At 51.3% G+C, this 23098-nt stretch carries 24 protein-coding genes; 7 read left to right on the plus strand and 17 right to left on the minus strand.

Annotated features, from left to right (window positions below; genetic code table 11):
* From PGY33_RS11930 to PGY33_RS11960, 7 genes are all read right to left on the minus strand, one after another.
* Nucleotides 1–389 (minus strand): RNA polymerase sigma factor (locus tag PGY33_RS11930; RefSeq protein WP_270478815.1); only part of this gene is annotated, 389 nt, incomplete at its 3' end.
* A 487-nt stretch (nt 390–876) separates the two neighbouring features.
* Entirely contained in the window at nt 877–1863 is a 987-nt protein-coding gene (locus tag PGY33_RS11935; RefSeq protein WP_270478817.1) for a hypothetical protein, read from the minus strand.
* A gap of 65 nt (nt 1864–1928) precedes the next feature.
* Complete coding sequence (locus PGY33_RS11940; RefSeq protein ID WP_330673842.1) at nt 1929–2429, minus strand: helicase-related protein; 501 nt, start codon at nt 2427–2429, stop codon at nt 1929–1931.
* A 477-nt stretch (nt 2430–2906) separates the two neighbouring features.
* A complete protein-coding gene (locus PGY33_RS11945) occupies nt 2907–3293 on the minus strand; it encodes a hypothetical protein (RefSeq protein ID WP_055080834.1) in 387 nt (128 codons plus the stop codon).
* A 266-nt stretch (nt 3294–3559) separates the two neighbouring features.
* The gene (locus PGY33_RS11950) at nt 3560–3973 is read right to left on the minus strand and encodes a hypothetical protein (RefSeq protein WP_002566031.1); all 414 of its coding nucleotides are present in this window, start codon (nt 3971–3973) and stop codon (nt 3560–3562) included.
* 38 nt (nt 3974–4011) lie between these two features.
* Nucleotides 4012–4812 carry a helix-turn-helix domain-containing protein gene (locus PGY33_RS11955; RefSeq protein WP_118680342.1) on the minus strand — a complete coding sequence of 267 codons (801 nt, stop codon included), beginning with the start codon at nt 4810–4812 and terminating at the stop codon, nt 4012–4014.
* A gap of 83 nt (nt 4813–4895) precedes the next feature.
* On the minus strand, nt 4896–5285 hold the full coding sequence (locus PGY33_RS11960; RefSeq protein WP_002566029.1) for a hypothetical protein: 390 nt from the start codon (nt 5283–5285) through the stop codon (nt 4896–4898).
* Nucleotides 5286–5789: 504 nt separating this feature from the next.
* Between PGY33_RS11960 and PGY33_RS11965 the strand changes: the two genes are divergently transcribed.
* The 5 genes from PGY33_RS11965 (at nt 5790) to PGY33_RS11985 (ending at nt 9702) form a co-directional block, all read left to right on the plus strand.
* Nucleotides 5790–6203, plus strand: coding sequence for a cysteine-rich VLP protein (locus PGY33_RS11965; RefSeq protein WP_270478819.1), 414 nt, complete (start codon nt 5790–5792; stop codon nt 6201–6203).
* 111 nt (nt 6204–6314) lie between these two features.
* Nucleotides 6315–6710 carry a replication initiator protein A gene (locus tag PGY33_RS11970; protein ID WP_118680341.1) on the plus strand — a complete coding sequence of 132 codons (396 nt, stop codon included), beginning with the start codon at nt 6315–6317 and terminating at the stop codon, nt 6708–6710.
* Nucleotides 6711–6893: 183 nt separating this feature from the next.
* Nucleotides 6894–7835 carry a MobV family relaxase gene (gene mobV / locus PGY33_RS11975; RefSeq protein WP_270478822.1) on the plus strand — a complete coding sequence of 314 codons (942 nt, stop codon included), beginning with the start codon at nt 6894–6896 and terminating at the stop codon, nt 7833–7835.
* A 70-nt stretch (nt 7836–7905) separates the two neighbouring features.
* On the plus strand, nt 7906–8097 hold the full coding sequence (locus tag PGY33_RS11980) for a hypothetical protein (protein WP_002566025.1): 192 nt from the start codon (nt 7906–7908) through the stop codon (nt 8095–8097).
* 93 nt (nt 8098–8190) lie between these two features.
* On the plus strand, nt 8191–9702 hold the full coding sequence (locus PGY33_RS11985) for a recombinase family protein (protein WP_262400167.1): 1512 nt from the start codon (nt 8191–8193) through the stop codon (nt 9700–9702).
* Nucleotides 9703–10002: 300 nt separating this feature from the next.
* On the opposite strand, the gene PGY33_RS11990 is transcribed toward PGY33_RS11985, so the two are convergent.
* A complete protein-coding gene (locus PGY33_RS11990; RefSeq protein WP_270478824.1) occupies nt 10003–10470 on the minus strand; it encodes a DEAD/DEAH box helicase in 468 nt (155 codons plus the stop codon).
* A 367-nt stretch (nt 10471–10837) separates the two neighbouring features.
* On the opposite strand from PGY33_RS11990, the gene PGY33_RS11995 reads away from it, so the two are divergent.
* Nucleotides 10838–12292, plus strand: coding sequence for an ATP-binding protein (locus tag PGY33_RS11995; RefSeq protein WP_118481333.1), 1455 nt, complete (start codon nt 10838–10840; stop codon nt 12290–12292).
* Nucleotides 12293–12618: 326 nt separating this feature from the next.
* Here PGY33_RS11995 and PGY33_RS12000 read toward each other — a convergent pair whose 3' ends face one another.
* The 6 genes from PGY33_RS12000 to PGY33_RS12025 form a co-directional block, all read right to left on the minus strand.
* Nucleotides 12619–12828: a hypothetical protein gene (locus PGY33_RS12000; protein ID WP_118481334.1), complete on the minus strand. Its 210-nt coding sequence runs from the start codon at nt 12826–12828 to the stop codon at nt 12619–12621.
* A 192-nt stretch (nt 12829–13020) separates the two neighbouring features.
* Nucleotides 13021–13683 (minus strand): response regulator transcription factor, encoded by a 663-nt coding sequence (locus PGY33_RS12005; RefSeq protein ID WP_158575291.1) that lies wholly within the window; start codon nt 13681–13683, stop codon nt 13021–13023.
* 188 nt (nt 13684–13871) lie between these two features.
* Nucleotides 13872–14936, minus strand: a complete 1065-nt coding sequence (locus PGY33_RS12010; RefSeq protein ID WP_270441268.1) for an aminopeptidase P family protein — start codon at nt 14934–14936, stop codon at nt 13872–13874.
* Nucleotides 14937–14955: 19 nt separating this feature from the next.
* Nucleotides 14956–15390, minus strand: coding sequence for a type II 3-dehydroquinate dehydratase (aroQ, locus tag PGY33_RS12015; protein WP_110435870.1), 435 nt, complete (start codon nt 15388–15390; stop codon nt 14956–14958).
* A 67-nt stretch (nt 15391–15457) separates the two neighbouring features.
* On the minus strand, nt 15458–16327 hold the full coding sequence (locus tag PGY33_RS12020; RefSeq protein ID WP_270478829.1) for a TIM barrel protein: 870 nt from the start codon (nt 16325–16327) through the stop codon (nt 15458–15460).
* On the minus strand, nt 16320–16832 hold the full coding sequence (locus tag PGY33_RS12025) for a YqeG family HAD IIIA-type phosphatase (RefSeq protein WP_270478831.1): 513 nt from the start codon (nt 16830–16832) through the stop codon (nt 16320–16322). Before PGY33_RS12025 ends, PGY33_RS12020 begins: the two co-directional genes overlap by 8 nt.
* Nucleotides 16833–17006: 174 nt before the next feature.
* Here PGY33_RS12025 and PGY33_RS12030 point away from each other — a divergent pair, with 174 nt between their 5' ends.
* A complete protein-coding gene (locus PGY33_RS12030; RefSeq protein WP_270478833.1) occupies nt 17007–17780 on the plus strand; it encodes a hypothetical protein in 774 nt (257 codons plus the stop codon).
* 195 nt (nt 17781–17975) lie between these two features.
* Here the strand turns inward: PGY33_RS12030 and ybaK are convergent, their stop codons facing one another.
* The 3 genes from ybaK to PGY33_RS12045 form a co-directional block, all read right to left on the minus strand.
* The gene (gene ybaK, locus PGY33_RS12035; RefSeq protein ID WP_118361371.1) at nt 17976–18455 is read right to left on the minus strand and encodes a Cys-tRNA(Pro) deacylase; all 480 of its coding nucleotides are present in this window, start codon (nt 18453–18455) and stop codon (nt 17976–17978) included.
* Nucleotides 18456–18799: 344 nt separating this feature from the next.
* Nucleotides 18800–21910 carry an efflux RND transporter permease subunit gene (locus tag PGY33_RS12040; RefSeq protein ID WP_270478835.1) on the minus strand — a complete coding sequence of 1037 codons (3111 nt, stop codon included), beginning with the start codon at nt 21908–21910 and terminating at the stop codon, nt 18800–18802.
* 6 nt (nt 21911–21916) lie between these two features.
* Entirely contained in the window at nt 21917–23095 is a 1179-nt protein-coding gene (locus tag PGY33_RS12045) for an efflux RND transporter periplasmic adaptor subunit (RefSeq protein WP_270478836.1), read from the minus strand.
* Between the last annotated feature and the right edge of the window lie 3 nt (nt 23096–23098).

The following is a 23098-nucleotide window of genomic DNA, read 5'->3' on the forward strand; positions in this document are numbered from 1 at the left end:
GTGTTGGTAAATACATACTCCTGCTCCTCACTCTGCAGCAGAGTTTCGTTCTGCGCAGAGGCACGTTCGCGCATGTCCTTTGCCTTGCCGGTTGCGGTGCGGTGCAGCCAGCTTATGATTGCTCTTGGCTGCCGAATTGTTTCAATATTCTTATAAAACGCAATGTATACCTCCTGTGTAACGTCAAGCGCAGACTGCTCGTTATCGACCAGACCACGTGCTGTGTACAGGATACGCGGGTATGTCAGTTCATAAAATTTTTCAAATGCCCGCCCATCATTAGGGTTCACCTGCAGCATTGTTACCAGCTTAGCAAGCTGTTCGTACTCTGCTTCCATCAGCCCCCGAGCACACGCTTCTTCCTGTGTTATCTGCTCTTTCATTTCCATGCTGTCTGCCTCCGGTTTCATGATTTGGAGTTCTTCCCTCCCTTCACGGATATAAGAGGGACGAATTTTAAAAAAGATTTAAGATTCTCGATTTTTTTCTGAAAATTTTTAAAGTATCTGCATTCTGCAAGCAGGTAACAATATATTCATTATATTACCATGTATGGTATAGTTCAGCAACATATTTACTACATTCTATTCCAATATTCCTTCTATTTCTACTCATAAGAAAACGTCTCATGCAAAATAACATGAGCTTTCTCCATTTGTCTTCCTATAGATAAGCCATTTTGCAAATTTACTTTACATTTTCGTAAGCCGCATAAGAAATGCGACAATCGCTACTCCATAATTCTAATGTTGGCGATTGAACGTCAAATCATGCTGTTTAAGCAGGCTCAAACACCCTGCAGCAGGCCGTTAGAACGAAAATTATAAATGATGATAAAAGAGAAAATTTGCCTGCATGCGCTGATGAGAAATAGATTTATGACTTGAATGAAATACATCCTGTCTCCATCTCCTCAAACTTTCCCAACAATTTAATAAACTCAAATTTTTTAATTCTGCAATCTTTCTGAACGGCTGCGAGCGAAACGCAGCCGTTCGCCTTTTTCGCGATACGGCGCAGCTTCTTTTTCGTCTTTTCGCGGTACTTGGAGGCATTGATACGGTCCAGCAGCTCGGGAAGCGAAACCGGGGCAAAGTGCGTCATATGCAGCCGGTGGAGAAACTTATGCTGCTGTTTTTCAATCTGCGAGCCAAGTTCGATCAGCTGACTTTCCCAGTCTTTAGCCTTAGTCAACTTGGTGATTTTCGAACGACCAAATCGCAATTCCAGTCGAAGAATATGCTCGTCAATAACGATATTATGTCGTTTCTCGAGTTCATACGTTTTATCATAAACCGAAAAAGCACAGCTTTTAGACTTATTCTCGATTGTCCATGAATGCTTATTGGCTCCCTTGAATTGCTCATCGGAATTTGCGTATTTTCCAAACTTAACCGTGTTGTAATGGGGGATAGGAAAGGATTTCTTGAAAATATCCAAACGATCTTGAACATCCGCCTTGCGCTCATAGTACAGATTGCAGGTCAAATCACACCGTGACAGCTTAAACCCCTTGAGCTGTCGGTCAACGCCGATTTGATCAAGGATATCTCGCAGGCGGTGCTTTACCTGCTGAACAGATTCTTTGTCAGCCTGAAACAATGCGGTCGGTTTATATGTACCGGCAAGCAACGAAGACGGGTTAATAATCAGTATCAGCCAGCACGGATGCGAAACAGACTGACCAAGCTGTACCTCAACACCAATGTCCTTGAACTGTGGCATCTGGTAATACGACGAAAGACCTAATTTCCCTTTGCCGGTGCGAATACACTCGTTTTGTTCAATAATGTTCTGTATTTCGGAATATTTGCATTGTAATTTCAACGAAAAGGTGTGGATACCGTGCTTGTTCGTAATCATTTGCTGTTCCTCCGTTTCTGTGCACATATCGTGCAGCGCTTACAGGTTTTGTTTTCATGCTGTCCTTAGTATTCGAGAATATCGCATACCATGCAATTATCGCTATGGATGAAGTTGTGTACTTGGTTTAGATTCGATTTTATCGTTTTCGCAGCTTTGGCTGACTGCTTTTTCGCCTTCTTGATAAAGCTATTTGAGATAGTGTCATCATCGCCATTCTGATCGTAGAAAAGAACGCAGTGTGCCTTGCGTCCGTCGCGTCCCGCTCGGCCAATCTGCTGAATGTAATCCGTCATGCTGATCGGCGCGTTAAAGTGTACAACAAGTTCAATATCGGAAACATCAATACCCATCGAGAACGCCGAGGTTGAAATCATAATTTTTCTTTCACCATGCAGGAAGTCGAACAGCAGCTCTTTCTTGTGACGTTCTGGCTTAACTCGTGAATGATAGCGAGTCACCTCGTCCATATATCTTTCACGCAGGATATTATATAACGCATCGACATAAGCCGTAGTCTGCGCAAAGATCAGCACCGAGCCATCCTTGTGATATTTATCAATCAGCTTAGGTCAGTTTACAAGGAACTACACGCAGACCACGAAACGGGGGCTGCTGACAACAAATAAAGGCTGAATATCAAGCACCGGGGAAGTGCGAGATATTCAGCCTGTTTTGTTGTCTGGGGTTTCCAAAGGGGCTTGCCCCTTGGCACACGACTTTGCTTGCAAAGTGTAGTGTGTTATACGCTCTGTCGGCGTTGCTGCGAAAATGAGGTTGCCGCCGGGTCGGGCAAGGGCATTTGAAGCAGCAGAAAAACAGGGCTGTGATTGCGTGTCGTGGAGCCGCAAGCGCAGGGCTGGTTTCGTCAGCAGACAGGGCGTATATGAAAGCCCCCGGTCCTCGTCCCACGCCGGACTTCGGGACAAAATGTCCCGAACTTGTGGACACACTCACAAAAAAGCAAACAGATTTTTCTCTCAAAATTGGAATGGGCGGGGAAGCCATTTTAGGGCTTTGCTATCTCCCTGATAAATGAGAAGTTAAGTTTCGTCCATATATATTTTTACCTCGATGTATTCATGATTTCTTGCATAAGCAAACGACGCTGATTTTCTGATATAGTCAAATATATTTTCGTCTAAATCTTCGTCCCATGTTGTTTCGCTGAAAATTTTATTTTCAGCGGTTGGCTTATACAAGATGACTACATGGATTTGATAAAACTCTTCATCATCATTTGAAAACTGTCGAACTAATGAAATTTGAAAAAATGGTTCTTTTGAAAAAGCAGTAAATGTTCCGGTTTCAAATAAAACCATATCTTCTTCAAGCGGTGTGCTGCACATCTGCTCAAAAACATCAACTATTTCTTCCACAGACATTTTATCCGTTATCTTATCTTCTAAAAACTTAATCAAGTTCTCCATTGATTTTCCTCCTGTAAATTCTTATTTATTGTTCTCTACTTCCGTCCCCGCTGTGGATTTGGATTTTTCAGCAAATCTGACTTATCAGTTCTTAGAAATGGGCGGGAAGCCATTTTAGGGCTTTCCCGCCTTGATTGCCCATCAGCAAAGGCGGGCGGGGCTGTCAATGGCGGCGCATTTGTGCGCCGTTCATCTTGACCGTTGACTGGCTCGGCTGGCTTTGCTATTTTCCCGGTAAGTGAGAATGGGAATAGGTATGTATCATATTATTTTATCATAATTCCATCTGGCAAAATAATATCGCCATCATCTCCACTCACATCAAAAAATCCAACCTTGTGTTTTTGAGCTAAACTACGCATAAGTTCATACGCCTCGTCTGCCACCGACCAAGAAAACGCAGCGTAAATTACATTATACCCAATACTGTAATCAACCATATGCAACTCCAAATTTTCATCGTCATCAAGAGCATCGTCATTCGGTGCATATTCCCCATTCATGGGCGGGAATTTTTCTTTCATTTCCATAAACCAGTTTTGTAAAGCCGGAGAAGAAACACTAATCGTTTGGTAATCATGTTCTTCCTCCCATTCCATTTGCTTTTCATACCATGCCATAAACTCTTTTTTTGTGGTAGGTGCTTTTGTTCTCTCAAAAACCATCAAATCATAACTCATATTGATAACTCCTTTCAGATTTCTTGTTTATCGCTCTCTTATTTTCTCCCCCGCTGCGGGTTTGGATTTTTCAGCAAGTCCGACTTCTGTGCAATCTTTTTCAGCCACTTCTTTTCTTCCTCGGACAGCTTTTTCAAATTCAGCTTGAGCCGCTTACAGATAAACGCCAAAGCCGCTTGCTCCGGGTCGCTGTCTGGACTGGCAGTTTCCTCGGCGGTCTGCAAGAAATCTTCCAGCGGATTGTCCTCCGGAACGCTGAAAAAATCGTCCTTATGGGCTTCCCGCAGGTCAAGGGCTATCTTGTTTATGTCTTGCTGTATCACATAGCGGCAAAAGCTGTCATCGTCAATATGGGCGGCGACAAGCTGCCTTAACTGCGGGTCAGACAAGCCGGGATTGTGCTGCTTCATAATGGTTGCGCTCATGGCATCCACTATGGCGTTTGCGGCCTGCACCTGCTTCACCGCCACGCCGTTCACATAGATTTCAAGGTCAGCCATCAGCCGGGGGAAATCCGGGTGTACCGCCAGCTCACACAAGAGGGAATTATCCACCCGCCCACTTTTCAATAGTTCAATCATATCATCACTCAAACGCAGGTCTGCAAGATCGGCGTTTGGGTGATTTCTTGTTTGGGACAGCCCCAGCAGATAATCGGCAGTCACGCCGTAAAACTTCGCCAGCTTGATAATGGCATAGTGGCTGATGTCCTTGAAGTCCTTTGCTTCATAACTGCCCAGTGCAGACTTGGAGAGATTTACCTGTTCCTCAAGCTGCTCCAGCGTCAGCCCACGCTCCACACGCAGGTCTTTCAATCGTTCTTGTATGGATAGTTCCATGCTCCCCCTCCTTGTCTGCTTGATAGTCAAAAATATTTCTAATTTTCTCGCAGATAATTCACTGATATTGTCAACTGCTCATTTTACTCGGTAGCACAAAGCTCATTCATTTTTGGAATCAGTAATTTATCCATCCACTGACAAACAATCTCAAAGGTATTATCAATTTTTTCTTCATTTCCTATGTCAAGATATATTTCATTGTCTCTTAAACTGTAAAACAGCGGTTGTGTGTTGAGGTCTGGTTTGGCATAACCATAAGGGTCGTATGGACGAGTGTTGATTATATAGCAAACCTCTATACTTATGCTATCCTTTGTGTTCCCGCCGAATGAGGAAAACGCAATCATATAGGTGAAATTTTTACTGTGCCTCGTAAGTGTTTTGTCAGATTTTTTATACTTAAAGCCTAAATGTCCGTACTTTCCTTGCAACTTGTTTCCAAGCATTTGCATTGCTTCGTTAAAGTTCATTGTGCCTCCTCCATTTTTCCATCGTGAAAATGAATATATCTTTTCAAATATCCATTTATAAAGGCTTTCCTATCTCCTATTTATCACTCATTATTTCTATTCTACCACAATTCCGAGAGCGTGGAAATAGAAAGTTTTCCGGGCTGATTTCCGACTTTATGGATATACGGGGCGGGCGGTCATTTAGGTGTAGACTTATCTTAGTTCATCGATGAGCCGCACCTTGAAAAATGAATGACCGTCCGAAAAGGAATACCCCGGCAGGGGAAGCACCGCTACGAGCCACTTCGGGACAAAATGTCCCGAAGTCCGGGGAGCGTGCCTCGTCGCCACAAGCTGCGTATCATTCGCTTCCGCCAAATGGCGAAAGCTCACTCGCTCCGCTGTGGCTCCTCTCCCCACAAAGTCCAACGACTTTGTGGGGGCCCCTGTTGGGAACACGCCGCAGGAATGGGGCAGGAAGCCTTTTTGGGGAGAACGGCAACAGAAAAATGGAGGGAACACATGAGAGAGAACCCATATAAACGACTGCCGCCCATAGAGCGCAAACCGGACGGCTCCCTCTACCGTATGACGCCGGCGCAGAGGAAACAGGCAAACAGCCTGATACGCCGGGAGTGCTGCTGTTGTGAGGGCGGCAACTGCATTTCCCTTGACGATGGGGACACCTGCACCTGCCCGCAGACGGTTTCTTTCTCGGTCTGCTGTAAGTGGTTCCGCTGGTCGGTCTTGCCGCTGGACGGAACGCTGGAAGTGGAGATTTTCCGGGATAAGGAGCTAAAACGCTGTGCGGTCTGCGGCAGAGTGTTCGTCCCAAAGTCCAACCGGGCAAAATACTGTCCCGACTGCGCAGCCAGAGTTCACAGGCGGCAGAAAACAGAAAGTGAACGGAAAAGGAGGTCTTGTGTGGACAGTTAGGGGCTGAAAAGTCCTTGATTTACAAGGCTTTGCAAGCACAGAACAGGGGCAGGCAATAGAAACTACCGTCTGCCCCCGGAAACGGGCTTCTAACCGTCCACAAAACACGATATGACAAACACTATTTATATCCATCAGCCGGAAAAGGCGGTCAGCTTTACCCGGCTTCCCAATTTCCTTTTTGAAGCCCCCACATTCACGCCACTGTCCAACGAAGCGAAGATACTGTACGCCTTTATCCTGCGCCGGACAGAACTATCCCGCAAGAACGGCTGGGCGGACGAATACGGGCGCATTTTCCTGTATTATCCAATCTGCGAGGTGGTCGCCCTGCTCCACTGTGGGCGGCAGAAAGCCGTCAATACCCTACGGGAATTGCAGTATGCGGGGCTGGTGGAGATCCAGAAGCAGGGCTGTGGAAAACCCAACTGCATTTACCCAAAATCCTACGAAGCGGTTCCAAACACCGACTTCAAGAAATCCGGTTATGGAACGCCGGAGGACTGAAAACCGCACTCCATAAGTACGATAATCAATCCTCTTGAAGTACGAAAACCAGACGGTATATAGAAATACAAAGATAAAAATATTGATTTATATTCTATCCATTTCCTTCCTATCCGAGATATTTTCTGCGGGATTTTCCTGTGGAGAAGTCCCGGAAAGGAACGGAATGGGGAAAGGAGTTTCATGGCACAACACGCAATTTTGCGATTTGAAAAGCACAAGGGCAATCCGGCAAGACCGCTGGAAGTCCATCACGAACGGCAGAAAGAGCAATACGCCAGCAACCCCGACATTGATACCAGCCGAAGCAAATACAATTTCCACATCATCAAGCCAGAGGGCAGGTACTATCATTTTATTCAAAACCGTATCGAACAGGCCGGTTGCCGTACAAGGAAAGACAGCACCCGGTTTGTGGATACGCTGATTACCGCCAGTCCGGAATTTTTTAAGAAGAAGTCCCCAAAGGAGATACAGGAATTTTTCCAGAGGGCGGCTGATTTCTTAATCGGGCGGGTAGGGAAAGAAAACATCGTGTCGGCGGTGGTACACATGGACGAGAAAACGCCCCACCTGCATTTGACCTTTGTTCCGCTGACAAAGGACAACCGCCTGTGCGCCAAAGAAATCATCGGCAACCGGGCGAACCTGACGAAGTGGCAGGACGATTTCCACGCCTGTATGGTGGAGAAATATCCCGACTTGGAGCGTGGGGAAAGTGCCAGCAAGACAGGCAGGAAGCATATCCCCACCCGTTTGTTCAAGCAGGCGGTCAATCTCTCCAAACAGGCAAGAGCCATTGAAGCCACGCTGGACGGTATTACCCCGTTCAACGCCGGAAAGAAGAAAGAGGAAGCCCTCTCCCTGCTGAAAAAGTGGTTTCCGCAGATGGAGAATTTCTCCGGTCAGCTCAAAAAATACAAGGCCACAATAAACGACCTTTTAGCAGAAAATGAACAGTTGGAAGCCAGAGCAAAAGCCAGTGAAAAAGGCAAGATGAAAGATACGATGGAACGGGCAAAGCTGGAAAGCGAGCTGAAAGACATTCAGCGGCTGGTAGACCGTATCCCGCCGGAGGTGCTGGCAGAACTGAAACGGCAGCAGCGGCACACAAGGGAACGGTGATTGATGACAGAAAACATTTCACGCCGCAGCATGGCGGCACTGCACTTTGAAAATTAAATACGGAGGTACTATGGAGCATATCAGATACAAGAAAGAAACCGAAGTCGTGACTTTTCAAGGAAAGGAAATCACGCTGGAAAATCTCTCCCCGGTGTTCACGCCGGAGCAGGAAGCGGCAAAACGCCGGGAGCTGGAACAGCAGCTTTATGAGGTGTTCCGCAAGTATGCCGACAAGCGGCAGAGTGAGGAAGCCGGGGCATAAGATTTTCCGAAGCCATCGTTGATTTGCGGGGCTGCTGGCGGTATAATAAAGGTGTCAGCAGCTCCGTTTCTTTTTAAGAAAAGGAGCGACAATATGAACAATCGAATAGACGCAATCTATGCAAGACAATCGGTGGACAAAAAGGACAGCATTTCCATTGAAAGCCAGATTGAATTTTGCAAATACGAGTTGAAAGGCGGTAACTGCAAGGAATACACAGACAAGGGGTACAGCGGCAAGAACACAGACCGTCCGAAGTTTCAAGAACTGGTGCGGGACATCAAGCGGGGGCTGATTGCAAAAGTCGTGGTTTACAAGCTCGACCGTATCAGCCGTTCCATTCTGGACTTTGCCAACATGATGGAGCTGTTTCAGCAGTACAATGTGGAGTTTGTGTCCTCTACGGAAAAATTTGATACCTCCACCCCGATGGGGCGGGCGATGTTGAATATCTGTATCGTGTTCGCCCAGCTTGAAAGGGAAACCATACAGAAGCGAGTAACGGACGCTTACTATTCCCGCAGCCAGCGAGGTTTCAAGATGGGTGGGAAAGCCCCTTACGGCTTTCATACAGAGCCAATCAAGATGGACGGTATCAACACAAAAAAGCTGGTGGTAAATCCAGACGAAGCGGCAAATATCCGGCTGATGTTTGAGATGTACGCCCAGCCCACTACCTCCTACGGGGACATTACCCGGTACTTTGCCGAACAGGGTATCTTGTTCAATGGCAAAGAGCTGATACGCCCCACGCTGGCGCAGATGTTACGCAATCCTGTCTATGTGCAGGCAGACCTTGATGTGTACGAGTTTTTTAAAAGTCAAGGGACAGTCATTGTCAATGACGCTGCCGATTTTACGGGCATGAACGGCTGCTATCTGTATCAAGGTCGGGATGTGAAGCCCAGCAAAAAGAACGACTTGAAAGACCAAATGCTGGTGCTGGCTCCCCATGAGGGTATTGTCCCCTCCGACATCTGGCTGACCTGCCGCAAGAAGCTGATGAACAACATGAAAATCCAGTCTGCCCGGAAAGCCACCCACACATGGCTGGCGGGAAAAATCAAGTGCGGGAACTGCGGATATGCCCTTATGAGTATCTTCAATCCCTCCGGCAAGCAATACCTTCGCTGTACGAAACGGCTGGATAACAAGAGTTGTCCGGGGTGCGGGAAAATCATCACTTCGGAACTGGAAGCGGTTGTTTATCAGCAGATGGTAAAGAAGCTGGCAAGCTACAAGACGCTGACAGGCAGAAAGAAAGCGGCAAAGGCAAACCCGAAAATCGCCGCCCTGCAAGTGGAGCTTGCCCATGTGGACAGCGAGATTGAAAAGCTGGTGGACAGTCTGACGGGCGCAAACAATGTGCTGCTCTCCTATGTGAATGTGAAGATAGCGGAACTGGACGGGCGCAAGCAGGAACTTCTGGCGAGGATAGCGGAGCTGACGGTGGAAGCCATCAGCCCGGAACAGGTCAGCCAGATTTCCGGCTACCTCGACACTTGGGAGAATGTATCCTTTGACGACAAGCGGCGGGTGGTGGATTTGATGATTACCACCATAGCCGCCACAAGCGACAGCTTGAATATTACATGGAAAATCTGACGGGTAGCACACCTCCCGTCAGATACCTACCCTGTGTAGTCCCTTGTAAACTGTACTTTGCATAGTTTCTTGATACGGAATTCCAGCCGTTCCTCCAACAGTTTCTTCTGACAGGTAACGTCCTTCTTGAGCAGAATAAGATTATCGCGTCGTAAATCACTGCGGAGAACCGCAGGCTTGTCCATATGCAGACTATCAGGAATGGTATTCAAAGAGTCAGCAGATATTGTCGCAGAGCAGGCACAAATAACCGGCTTACGTTTCAGCTTGCCGATAAAATCGCCAATGTGCAGATAAGCATCACGGAACGTATAGCCCCATTCCGTAATACAGTGACACTCGTCCGCCACGATCATAAAGATATCCGATATCCGAATGCTGCATAGCTTCGATAAACGCATGATTTTGCAGTCGTTCGGGAGTGATATAGAGGAAAGTCAGTTTTCCTTTGCGAGCCCGGTGTAATATCTTATCAATATCCTCTTTCGAGCGGGTCATATCGATATAATCAGCAGCAACACCATGAGCCTGTAACGTCTGCACCTGATTGTAAATCAGCGCAAGCAAAGGTTCGATGACGATAGTCAGCTTGTCCGAATGGGCAAGTCCAACCGTTTCATAGATGACCTGTTTTCCGGAACCCGTGGCAGCAATTACAATTGCGTCCTGTCCGGCATCGAGCGTATTCATCGGAATAATCTGAGCCTTGCGAGGCTTGTCGAAACCAAGATGTTTGAGTGCAGATTTAAGATGTCTTTTCATATCCATAGAGATAACCTCCAATGTGTTAAGATTATCTATATGTTATCGGAATGCAAAAAGATAATGTCGAATAGTGAATATTTTCCCAAAATAAATTGCATTTTTCGATATGACTGATTTTCTTCTCAAATGCCTTAACAGGATAGTTTAGACCTGAATATGGCATTGTAAATGATAGAAAGTGTAAAAAGGTTAGAATAGATAAGTGCGGTTCATGCGCAAAACGACAGGCCCTGCCGCTCGGAAGTATCCGATTGACAAGGCCTGCGTTGTTGTGAGATATTATCAAAAATCATCGAACAGATTTTCAAAATCCAGATTTACATTTTGATAATCTGGCGTATAATATAAATAAAGGTGGTGGATTTTCAAAATGCAGATTGAAGATTTGATCGAACTTGCAAAACGTGTACAGGCACAGCAGGCCGAAGCACAAACCATTGAAGTAAAAACTGCGCATCGCGGCTGCCCAAGCAAACTGCGTGATACGCTTTCCAGCTTTTCCAACCAGAACAGCGGCGGTATTCTCCTGTTTGGACTGGATGAAAACGAACATTTCGCAGCAGTCGGCGTGTATGATCTGCAGGATTTGCAGAAAAAAGTAACCGAGCAGTGCAATCAAATGCAGCCGCCAGTTCGTGCTCTGTTTACCACCGCTGAATACGAAGGCGTGTGGATTTGTTCGGCAGAGATTCCGTCAATTGCCTACGCCGAGCGTCCGTGTTACTACATCGGTGCTGGCATTCAAAACGGCTCTTATGTGCGTGTGGGCGATGCTGACCGCCATATGACCGATTACGAAATCTATTGTTTTGAAGCATACCGTAACCATATGCATGACGATGAGCGCGTTATCGAGCGTGCGACGGTGGATTTCCTCGATAAAGACCTGCTGAACGCCTTTCTGACCGAACGCCGTATATCGCGTCCGCAGTTTGCGCAGATGAACGATACGCAGGCTATGGAAATGCTGTCGATCACGCGAAACAGCATACCGACGATCGCCGGTCTGCTGAATTTCTGCGTTTATCCGCAAGGTTTTCTGCCGGAGCTTGGTATTACCGGCATTGTCGTTCCCGGCACGGAAATTGGTGATACTGCCGACAGCGGAGCGCGTTTTCTCGATAATAAGCGCATGGAAGGCACCATTTCCAATATGTTTTCCGAGGCGATGGCATTCTGTATGCGCAACATGAAAACCGCTACGATCATCGATTCGGAAACCGGCAAGCGATGTGACAAGACCGAATATCCGATCAGCGCGATACGCGAGGCTGTGCTGAATGCGCTCATTCACCGCGATTACAGCATTTACACCGAGGGCACTCCTATTCAGATTGACTTTTTCAGCGACCGGCTAGAGATCCACAGCCCCGGTTCTCTGTACGGTCGCATGTCGGTCGAAGATCTCGGTTTTGCGCATCCCGATGCCCGCAATCCGGTCCTTGCCGTTATGACCGAAAGTTTGACTGACGCAGAGCACCGTTACTCCGGTATCCCAACTATGCGCCGCACTATGCAGGAAGCAGGACTCCCTGCTCCGGTATTTATCAACCGGCAGAATGAGTTTGTTGTTGTACTGTACAATCATCCTGCTGAACCAGAGAATCCGGTTATCACAAGCCATACAGCAGACAAAACAGCCTCACTTCTGCAATTCTGCCGCACACCGCGCACCCGTAAGGAAATTGCAGATTTTCTCGGCATTGGAACCGTGTACCACGCTAACAAGCGCTATATTCAGCCGCTGGTTGAGCAAGGCAAGCTAAAACTCGGTATTCCGGATAAGCCGTCCAGTCGTAAGCAGACATACACCGCTGCTTTTTAAGGGGTTCCGACATGGGGTCCACGTTTCCCAGCCCCCTTAAAACAAGTGTATCGGTGATACGGTAATTCCACTGCTTGCAGCCGTGTATTGCGGTCTAAAAATGCCCGGTGAACCGCTGAGTTGCGCTCCGTAAATTCCTACGAACCAAAAGGTCGGGGGTTCGAATCCCTTCTGGCGTACCAGATCAACCGGTTATTTCATTTGAAATGACCGGTTTTTCTTATTTTCTGATACATTTAAGGCAACGCCGCAATACCATGACCGGTATGGCAGATGATTTTTGAACACTGTAATTTATCCAAATGAATCGTTTCTTCTTTACAAACCTAAAAAAGAGATGGCAGAAGCATTTTTGCTTCCATCATCTCTTTTTCTTTATGTAACTTCTCGTATATCGTGTTGTGCTTGACACCTGCACATTCTTTGACACCAATCACATCTTCGGCGTATTCACCGAAGATTTTGCGGTTGTCGATCTCGTAACCCTGTCGAATTTTTCTATATTCTTCAAATGTACCTTGACTACGGATCCACATTTCAATGCCTGTACCAAATATCTCAGCAGAAACATCCCATCCTCCATCCGAAGACGGTTTGACCTCAGCCGTTCACCTTTTCGGAGCTGTCGCAGGTCTCTGGTCTGCACCAGATCAGGAAGCAAGGGAACGGCAGAAGTTCAAAAAGGAAGGAAAAATAAAAGGACGTACCATGAAAGTACGTCCCTTCCCTTATTCTGCTTCCTGCAGATAATATCCGATGCCTCGCTCGGAGATCAGCTCGGCCTTCGAGCCGACCGCACGCAGCTTGCGGCGCACAAGTGTCAAATAAACCTCGATGTTATTGTAGGTCGCGTCCCTGCCTGCTCCCCATACCTTCTGGTGCAGCATTTCACGCGGCAGCACCTGTCCCGGTTCCCGCAGGAACATCTCTACAAGCTGCAGCTCCTTGCCGGACAGACGGACTTCGCCGTCATTGCTCGACAGCACACAACGGCCGCGGTCGAGCGTCAGATCGCCGGCGGTCAGGATTTCACTCTGCATCATTCTCGGCCGACGTGCCAGTGCATTGACATGCGCCAGAATCTCATCGCTCTGGCACGGACGCATGAGCACATTGTCCGCACCCGCATTCAGAATACGGATACGCGCACGCGCGGTCGTGTGACCTGCCATGACGAGCAACGGTGTCATATCACCGCTTTCGCGCAGAGAGCGCACCGCATCAATGGTCTTCTCATCCAGCTTAGTGGCATTATACACGATTACATCATATATATTCTCCGAAATATCAAGCGTGTCGCTCTCCGGCTGCTGATCATACAGAATATGTTCATGCTTGAAAGTGGCGAACAGGCGCTCGTCCTGCTCTGCATTGATTAACAAAATACGCATGAGAACATCTCCTCCTATCGGTGTAACCATTGTGCCGAACTTGTGTGGATTTTTTGTGTATAGCTTATGGATAAATTGTTAAATTGATTCTTTTTCATCAAGCCGCCGTCAAGCGATGCGGCAACCGATTTTCAACATTCACGGAATATAAAAAGGGAGAAAACAGCGTTTTCTCCCTTTTTCACAATTTACAGAACGATAAGCTGCTTGGGTGCATCGGTCAGATCGATGCAGCCGTCCTCGATGACATACAGCATATCCTCAATACGCACGCCGAACCTGCCCGGCAAATAAATTCCCGGCTCTGCGGTGACGATACTGCCTGCCGGCAGCGGCGCTTCTCCGCGCGGAGAGGCAACCGGAGCCTCGTGGATCTCCAGTCCTACACCATGGCCGAAGCCGTGGCCGAAGGCATCACCGTAGCCTGCCGCCTCGATAATCTTACGGCCTGCCGCATCGACGTCCCGACCGGTCACACCGGCCTTGCAGGCGGCAATGCCTGCAAGCTGTGCGTTCAGCACCGTGTCGTACACGGTCTGCATCTCGTCGGTGACATGACCGACCGCGACCGTGCGCGTCATATCCGAGCAGTAGCCGTCGTAAATGCAGCCGAAGTCCATCGTCACGAAATCGCCCGCTTCGATGGTCTTTTCACCCGGTACGCCGTGCGGTCTGGAGCTGTTCGCGCCCGAAACGACGATCGGATCAAACGACATGTTCTCCGCGCCGTAGTGCAGCATGAGGTAGGTCAGCCGTGCCGCGATCTCCTTCTCGGTCACGCCGATCTTGATGTCGTTCAGCACCTCCTCAAGCGCCTGCTCAGCGATTCGCTGTGCCGCAACGATCTTCTCAACCTCGTCCTCTTCCTTGCACATGCGCAGCTGCTCCACACCATCCTCGAGACGGACAGCTGTCGCGTGCAGCGCCGTGCCCCAGGACATGAACTCCGCATAGGTAAGCGTTTTGTCCTCGAGAGCGACCTTTTTTGCGCCGTCCTCGTCGAGCAGCTCATTGATGAGCGCAGAATAACTCTGCCCCGCCTTGATCTCGCGCACCTCAAAATCCTTGATGGCCGCGTGTGCCGCTTCGACATAACGGAAATCCGTGAAGAATACCGCCTGTTTGGCCGACAGGTACACCGCGCCTGCCGTCGAGTGAAAGCCGGTCGCGTAGCGGCGACTGATCTCACTGGTCAGTACCAGCGCGTCATACGGCTGCTCGAGCAGCATGGCACGCAGTTCGTTTCTTTTCATGGTAATCGCCTCTTAAATATTAGCCGATGATGGATTTTACCGCATCTACGGCGAGCAGATAGCTGTGCTTGCCGAAGCCTGCAATGACGCCCGCACACACCGGTCCGATGACCGACTTGTGGCGGAATTCCTCGCGCGCGTGCACATTGGACATATGTACCTCCACGCAGGGCAGGCGCACAGCCGCAATCGCATCGCGGATAGCGTAGCTGTAGTGCGTGTACGCACCGGCGTTCATGATGATCGCATCGCAGTCCTCACGAGCCGCGTGAATACGGTCGATCAGCGCACCCTCGGAGTTGGACTGAAATACCGCGCATTCCATCCCCAGACGTTCGCACTTCTGTACAACCTCCGCATTGATGGATGCCAGCGTGTTCGAACCATAAATGCCCGGTTCGCGCTGACCGGTCAGGTTCAGGTTAGGACCGTGGATCAATAATACCTTTTTCATGGTGATACCCCCAGTTTTCTTTTGTCATCGTCTTCGATGGAAGCCTATTTTTCTTTTTAATCAGTAATTACGCATTGGGAATTTCTAATTTGTCCATGAAGCACTGCTTCATGGCTAAAGCGTCCTCCGCCTGCGTGCCGGCGGATTCGCAGATAAACGTCGGTGCGTAGCCGCGCACAGCGGTTTCCTCAGCGACCGGCGTGAAATCCGGACCGTATACCGTATCCGCGAACGTCAAATGGCGCACCTCGCCCTTATCGTTATACTCGATATGAGAGAAGTGGGCGTGCAGCTTGGCGGTACGCTCGTGACCGATGGTATTTTCCATCAGGTCGAACAGCGCTTTCACTTCCTCGCGGGTGTTCATGTGCCCGCCCGTGCGGCAGTTGAGATGACCGAAGTCGATGCACGGCAGCAGGCGGTCATCGGCAGCCACCAGCTCGCAGACCTCCTCGGCGGTGCCGAGCACGCTCTTTTTGCCCATGGTTTCCAGGCAGACCGCGCAGCCGGTCAAGTGAGCCTCATCCAGCGCACGCAGAATATTTTTTACGTTTTCGTGCGAGTTGCGCATGGCGCGGTCACGGGTCAGCTTGCCCTGACCACCGCAGTGCACGACCATGCGTGTTGCGCCAAGCGGCACAGCCAGCCGCGCGGTCTCCAGCACATAGCCGACGTTTTTCTCCATGCGCTCACGCTCCTCGGACGAGAGATTGATGAAATACGGCGCATGAATGCTCATCTGAATGCCGTGCTGCTTGGCTGCTGCACCGATTTTGAGGGCGGTCTCCTCGCCGCAGCGCACGCCGCGTCCGCACTGATACTCAAACGCAGTCAGCCCCATCTGTGCGAGCCATGCAGGCGCATCCTCGCTTTTCTTGAAGCCTGCGGCGGCAAACGACTCCGAGTTGCCCGCAGGACCGAATTTCGGCTCAGCCATGATGTGCTCTCGCCTCCATTCTGCGCCGTCCGCGCGCGATAAAGCCGCGCTCAAGCTGATAGCGCACATTGATCCAGAAAAACCGGCGGTCGAGCGTTTCGACGTAGCAGGTCAGCGCGCCTGCGCGGTTGCCGCCGAACACGTCGGTGAAAATCTGGTCGCCGATAACGGCAATCTCGCGCATGGACAGGCCAAGCCGGTTTGCCGCCTTGCGGAAGCCGCGCGAAAACGGCTTTCCAGCATGGCTGATATAGCCCACACCGAGTGGCTCGCAGAACTTCCCTACCCGCTCGGGATGGTTGTTGGAGAACACCAGCACAGCAATGCCGGCATCCTTCAGCCGATCGACAAAGAGGTGCAGCGTATCGGGCGGCAAAGCAGCCTTGTGGGACGCCATTGTGCCATCCAGATCGACCAGCACGCCGCGTATGCCGTGGGCAGTCAGCACCTCCGGCGTAATATCGTAAATCGAATCAAATACATAATCGGGAATCAGTTTGCTCATTCATACACTCCTGTTAATACCCGTATTCTAATTTAGCGTAATGCTACATATAGTGTAATGGAATTTATTCAAAAAGTCCAGAAAAGAAGCTGTTGCAAAACTACAGTTTTGCCGACAGGAGGAACGGACCGCGGGCCGTTCCAACGTATTTCTATCATCAAGGAGTTGACGATTATGGTCTACACGAAAAATCTTATTCTGGTATGCACCGGACGCGACACAACGAAAGCCGCTTCGCTCGGCATGCCGGTTTTGCAGCTTTGCCTTGGTATTTCACCGTCCGGAGCGCTGCAGCGGCTCAAGGTGTCCGCGGTGCAGCGGCACTGCCTGCTCGGCGTGACCGACCCGCCGCAGGCTATCAACTTCTGCAGCGCAGAGCGCATTGCCGCCGATCTGGTTTTCGAAGCGCGGCGTACGGAAGCGCCCGGCGTGTTCGCGGATTTTGAACACGACACGCCGCTGAACCGCCGTCTGCTGGCCGCATTCGACGAAGCACTGTACGATGCGGATATTCCGCTGTATGTGCCGCTCGAGTGCGGACACACGCTGTCGCACGCGATACTCACGGTCTCCACCGCGATTTCGGGCGGCAGTCTGACCGAGTACATTTCCTCCCTGCAGGGCATTTACGGCGCGGCGCGAATTGCCGCATTTCTGCAGCCGGTTTCGCAGGATTTCACCCTGCCGTCACCCACGCCGAACGGCGTTTCGCTCAGTGCCGCAGCAAGAGCCGCGCTGCTCGCGCAGACCGGCGCACAGCCGTTCTTTTCGCGCGAGCTGTGCGCGAAATACTTCACCTACATGAATGCAGACGGACAGGCACACTTTGTCCTGTACGACGATGATTCCACGCTGGCGGCCAAGCTGGCGCAGCTGGCAGGCTGCGGCGTGCAGAACGTGTTCGCGCTGTTCCCGGATGCGGCAGGACTGCTGAAGCCGCAGACGTAAGGCAACACTGCACAATTAAGACTGCGGCGCTTTGCGGAAATTTTGTGCCCTGACTTTATAGCGGTCCCTTGCGCAGGCTCCGGTCGCGCTGCCGCTGATTCTACGGTAATACATCAAGTATTACCGCAAAACCGCGCCTCGTCAGTGCACAAAATCCACTCGCAAATCGCTCTTGTTTAATCATGCAGTATTGCCTTAATCCGTCGTAATATGCGCGGTCGTGGCGCGTACCAGCTTGATGAGATCCGCCGGTGCACATTCGATCTGGAAACCGATCTTGCCCGCAGAGACCATCACGGTCGGGACATTGTTCACGCTCTCGTCAAACACGGTCGGGAACGCCTTTTTCATGCCGACCGGCGAGCAGCCGCCGCGCACATAGCCGGTAAGGCCCAACAGTTCCTTGACATGCACCATCTCGACCGACTTTTCACCTGCCGCCTTGGCTGCTTTTTTCAGGTCAAGCTCCTTTGCGACCGGAATAACGAATACATGAAAGCCTCCCGATTTGCCTCGTGCAACCAGCGTCTTGAAGACCTGATCAGGGTTCTGGCCGAGCAGTTCCGCAACCGAAACACCGTCTACGGCGTCCTTGCCGTGCGGGTATTCGTGCGGCTTATAGGCGATCTTGTGCTGCTCGAGCACACGCATTACATTTGTTTTATCCGAAGCCATATTGTTCGCTCCTATCTGCAATTTATACAAATATTATAGACTTCACTTGTGCGATATGCAAGGGAATATCGGAATTGAAAATTGAGAATGAAGAATGGAAAATTATCGCGGCGGTTGAATCAATACGTCGCTTGTAAATTCATTTGCACTCGTATACCCGCAGGGGCGAACCGTGTTCGCCCAAGTCATCGTTAAATGGGTGCGGGAGCACACTGTGCTCCCCTACGGGGTAGACTGTACAGACATTGGACAACTGCGGTACCCATTTTGCCCGCCATTCATTCTCCATCCTCCATTATCCATTCTCAATTCAAAAAGGGAACCGATTTCGGTTCCCTTTTTGCTTACTGCTGCGGATTTTTCTTATGGAAGTTAAACTTCGGCAGCTTGATTTTCTTAAACAGGCCGGAAAGGCGGGAAGCGACGCTGTCGGTCAGCGAATAGTAAACCGGAGTGATGAACAGCGTTGCAATGGTGGAGATAACCATACCGGTCATCATGACAACACCCATCGGCTTCATCATCTCAGAGCCTTCGCCGCTCGAGCATACCATCGGCACAAGGCCGAGGATAGTGGTCATAGCGGTCATCAGCACCGGACGGACACGGCGCGGACATGCGTTCAGGATAGCCGTATTCTTATCCTCACCGCGCTGACGGCGCTGCAGGGTATAGTCGATCAGCACGATAGACGAGTTGACGACTGTACCGGCCAGAATGATAACACCGAGCAGTGCGACCATGGAAACATGATTTCCGGTCGGCCACAGCAGGATCATCGAGCCAAGCAGACCGATCGGCAGGATCAGCATGATTGCAATCGGCAGCGAGAACGAGTTGAACTGCGTTGCCAGAATGAAATATACCAGCAGGATTGCCACCGCAAGGGCCAGCATCAGCGTGCCGGTGGTCTCCGCGATCTGTGAAGCAGCGGTATCGCCTTCGCCGACCTCTACGCCGTCCGGCAGCTCGTACTTGGCAACAATGTCGTCAACGGCTGCCTTAATGGCATTGCTGTCACCGGATTCGCTTTCACCGGTGATGGTTACGGTCTCCTTCTGGTTCTTGCGCACGATGGACTGCGGACTGAGCTCGGTGTAGACATCCGCCACCATGGACAGCGGTACGGTGCCGCCGGTCATGGTCGGAATCTGCATGGAGCGCAGTGCGTCCAGACTGGTTGCTACATCCTCGTCGCCGGCAACGGTAACGTCGTATTCCTCACCGTTCATGCGGAGCGTGGTTGCGGTCGAGCCGGTCAGCTCACCACGAACCAGACCGCCAATGGTGGCCGCATTCAGACCGAAGCGAGACGCATTCTCGCGGTTGATCTTAACGGCAACACGCGGGGTCTGCTCGCCTGCCGAGGACTCAACATTGATGGCATCCGGCAGGGCGCTGATCTGGTTTGCCAGATCGTCTGCCGTCTCAGCCAGCTGGTCGTAGTCATCGCCGGTCAGCTCAACGCTGATGTCCGAATCCGTGGACATCGACATGGTGCTGCTGGTCGAAACCGTCAGTTCACAGCCTGCAATATCCTGCAGGTCATGGCGCAGCTGCTTGGCGATATCCGCTGACGAGCGGTCACGCTGATCGAGATCTACCAGCGAAATTGTAACGCTTGCGCCCGAGAACGAGGACATAATCGAGGTCGAAGAACCGGTCGAGTAGTAGATCTGCTCCAGCTCCGGGATGGTATCAACTGCGATGGCCGCAATGCGGTCCTCGATGGCAGCAGTGTCCTCCATAGTCGAACCGTTCGGCATGGAAACCGTAACACTCACCTGACCCTCATCCATCTCCGGGATGAGCTCCATGCCCGCCTGGCTGACGCTGAGCACGCTGACAATACAGATGACAACGGTCAGCGCGATTCCTGCCCAGCGGTGGGTGATCAGGAAATTCAGCGAACTGCGGTATACACGCGAGAGCGGCTTTTCGGTGATCGGCGTTGCGCCCGATCCCTGCGGCTTGACACTCTTCTGCTTGGTGCTGCCGAGCAGGAAGTAGCACAGCAGCGGCACGAGCGTGACGGAAATGATCAGCGAGCTGAGCAGCAGCGCTACGATGGTGATACAGAATTCCTTGAACATCATGCCGGCCATGCCGCCGGAAAGTGCGATCGGCAGGAATACGGCGACCGTGGTCAGCGTGGAGGCGATAACTGCACCGATGACCTCGCCGGTGCCCTTGGTGCAGGCCTCCATACGGTCGTAGCCGTCCGCTCGATAGGTAAAGATGTTCTCCAGAACAACGATGGAGTTATCCACGATCATACCTACACCGAGCGTGATACCGCCGAGCGACATCATGTTCAGCGTAATGCCCAGCACGTTCATAATCAGGAACGTAAACAGGATACAGCACGGCATCGCGATGGTAACAGCCATGGTCGCGCCGAAGTCGCGCAGGAAAAGGAACAGCACGATCGCGGCGAACAGCACGCCCATCCAGATGTTCTGAATAGCGTTATCAACCGTCATGTTGATATAGTCGGACTGATCCATAACGATATTCCACTGCAGGGAATCGTTACTCTTAAGCAGGGAGTCAAACTCAGCCTTTGCCAGCTCGGCGATCTGCACGGTGTTCGAACCGGACTGCTTGTTGACCGACAGGATGATACATTCCTCACCGTCAACCTTGGAGATGGCGTCCTGATCCTTCGGCTGCATGGAAACATCCGCAATCTGGCTCAGACGGACCGTGCCGCCTGCCGGAAGCGAGATCAGAGCGTTCTTAACATCATCAATGGACGAATACTCGCCGTCCGTGCGGACAGCCAGCGTCTGCGAACCGTTATCCAGATCGCCGCCCGGAATGGCGATGTTGTCCGCGCCGAGCTGCTGACCGATGGACGAAATGGTCAGGTTATAACCCTTCAGGCGGGAGGCGTCCGTGTGGACTGCAATCTCCTGCTCATAGCCGCCCGAAATATCAACAGACGCTACGCCGTCCAGACGCTCGAGCGCCGGCTGAATCTCGTCCTCGGCGATGGACTGCAGAGAAGCCAGATCGTTGCCGCGCAACGCGACCTGTACGACCGGCATGGAGTCAATATCAATCGACATAACGGTCGGGTCGGATGCGTCATCCGGCAGCTGGCTCTTTACCTGTGCAACCTTGTCGCGCAGGTCGGTCATTGCCTGATCCATATCCGTATGATTCGTAAACTGGATAACCAGCATAGCCATATTCTCGGACGAGGTGGACTGGAGCGTATCCAGACCGGACAGACCCGCTACCGCACCCTCGAGTTTTTTGGTTACCTGCTGCTCGATATCCTCCGGACCGGCACCCGGGTAAGTAGCGTAAACAACCGCTGCCGGAACCTCCATGGACGGCATAAGCGCCAGCGGCAGGTTCTGGAAGCTGTAAAAACCAAACACAACGACCAGTATGTACAGCAGGATGGTCATTACATGGTGTTTGATAAAGGTTTGTGCGAATTTCATGCGCGCTTAACCCTCCCCGCCGTCTACGGCGTCTGAGGTGACGACATGCACGGCTGCACCGTCCGACAGATAGGACTGACCCTTGGTAACAACCCGGTCGCCTGCCTTGAGGCCGGAAACGATCTCGGTCGAATCCTTGGTAACCAGTCCGGTGGTGACGGTAACGCGGGTTGCGGCAGTGCCGTCCGCATTTACGGTGAACACATACTGCTCGTTGTTGTTGCCGGTCAGGATGGACTCGGTCGGCACGGAAATCGTGCTTGCGCGGCGGTCGGTATAGAAGGTGACGGTAGCAAACGCGCCGATCGGCGGCTTGGTGCCGGACGGCAGAGCAACCGATACGTCATACAGATTGGTCTGTGCATTGGCAGCCGCCGGCAGCGTGCTGACCGTACCGTTCATCGACTCCTTGGAGACAGCGGAAACCGTGACGCTTGCGGTATCGCCGACCTTGATGCCGGTGAATACGTCCTCAGCGACAGAAACCTGCACCTCAACCGCGCTGTTCTCAGCGATAACGACACCCGGCTGCGCAGACGACGCCATGCCGCCGCGCACGACGTTCACCGCCGTGACCGTACCCGAGCAGGGCGCGGTTACCGTGCCAAGGCTTGCCTGCTTATTGATCTGGTCCATGGACGCCTGAATCTGCGCCAGAGACGCGGACTGCTGCGCCTCAGCCTGCGCGACACCGGCCTGCGCCTGCGTCAGTGCCTGCTTGGCCTTGGTCAGATCCTGCTCGGCAGCCGCACCGGCTTCGAGCAGCGCCTCGGTGTTGCTGACGGCAAGCTCCGCCTGCTCCACACCGATCTTCGCGGATTCGATCGCGCGGTCGGTCGCGGTCTTGGTAGCGCTGTAGGATTGCTGCAGCGAACTCATCGTCGAAGTAACCGTCGAGGTATCCACCGTAAACAGGGTCTGACCCTTGGAAACCGTGTCGCCTTCGCTGACATTCAGCGTCTGCACCTGACCCGCCAGCAGTGGGAACACCTGCACCTCATTGACGGCGGCAATCTTGCCGTTCAGCGTATACTCCGAGCTCATCGCACCCGAGGTAACATCGGTTACCTCAACCGCAGTGCTGTTTGAGCTTTCCTCCTCGGTTTCCTCTTCCTTGCCGCAGCCTGCGCACAGTACCATCGCACCGGCCAGCAGCGCCGCAAGGATTCGTTTGCTATTGTTCATCGG

This window comes from Butyricicoccus sp. AF18-9LB (assembly GCF_027684505.1).
GTDB classification, from domain to species: Bacteria; Bacillota; Clostridia; order Oscillospirales; family Butyricicoccaceae; genus Agathobaculum; species Agathobaculum butyriciproducens.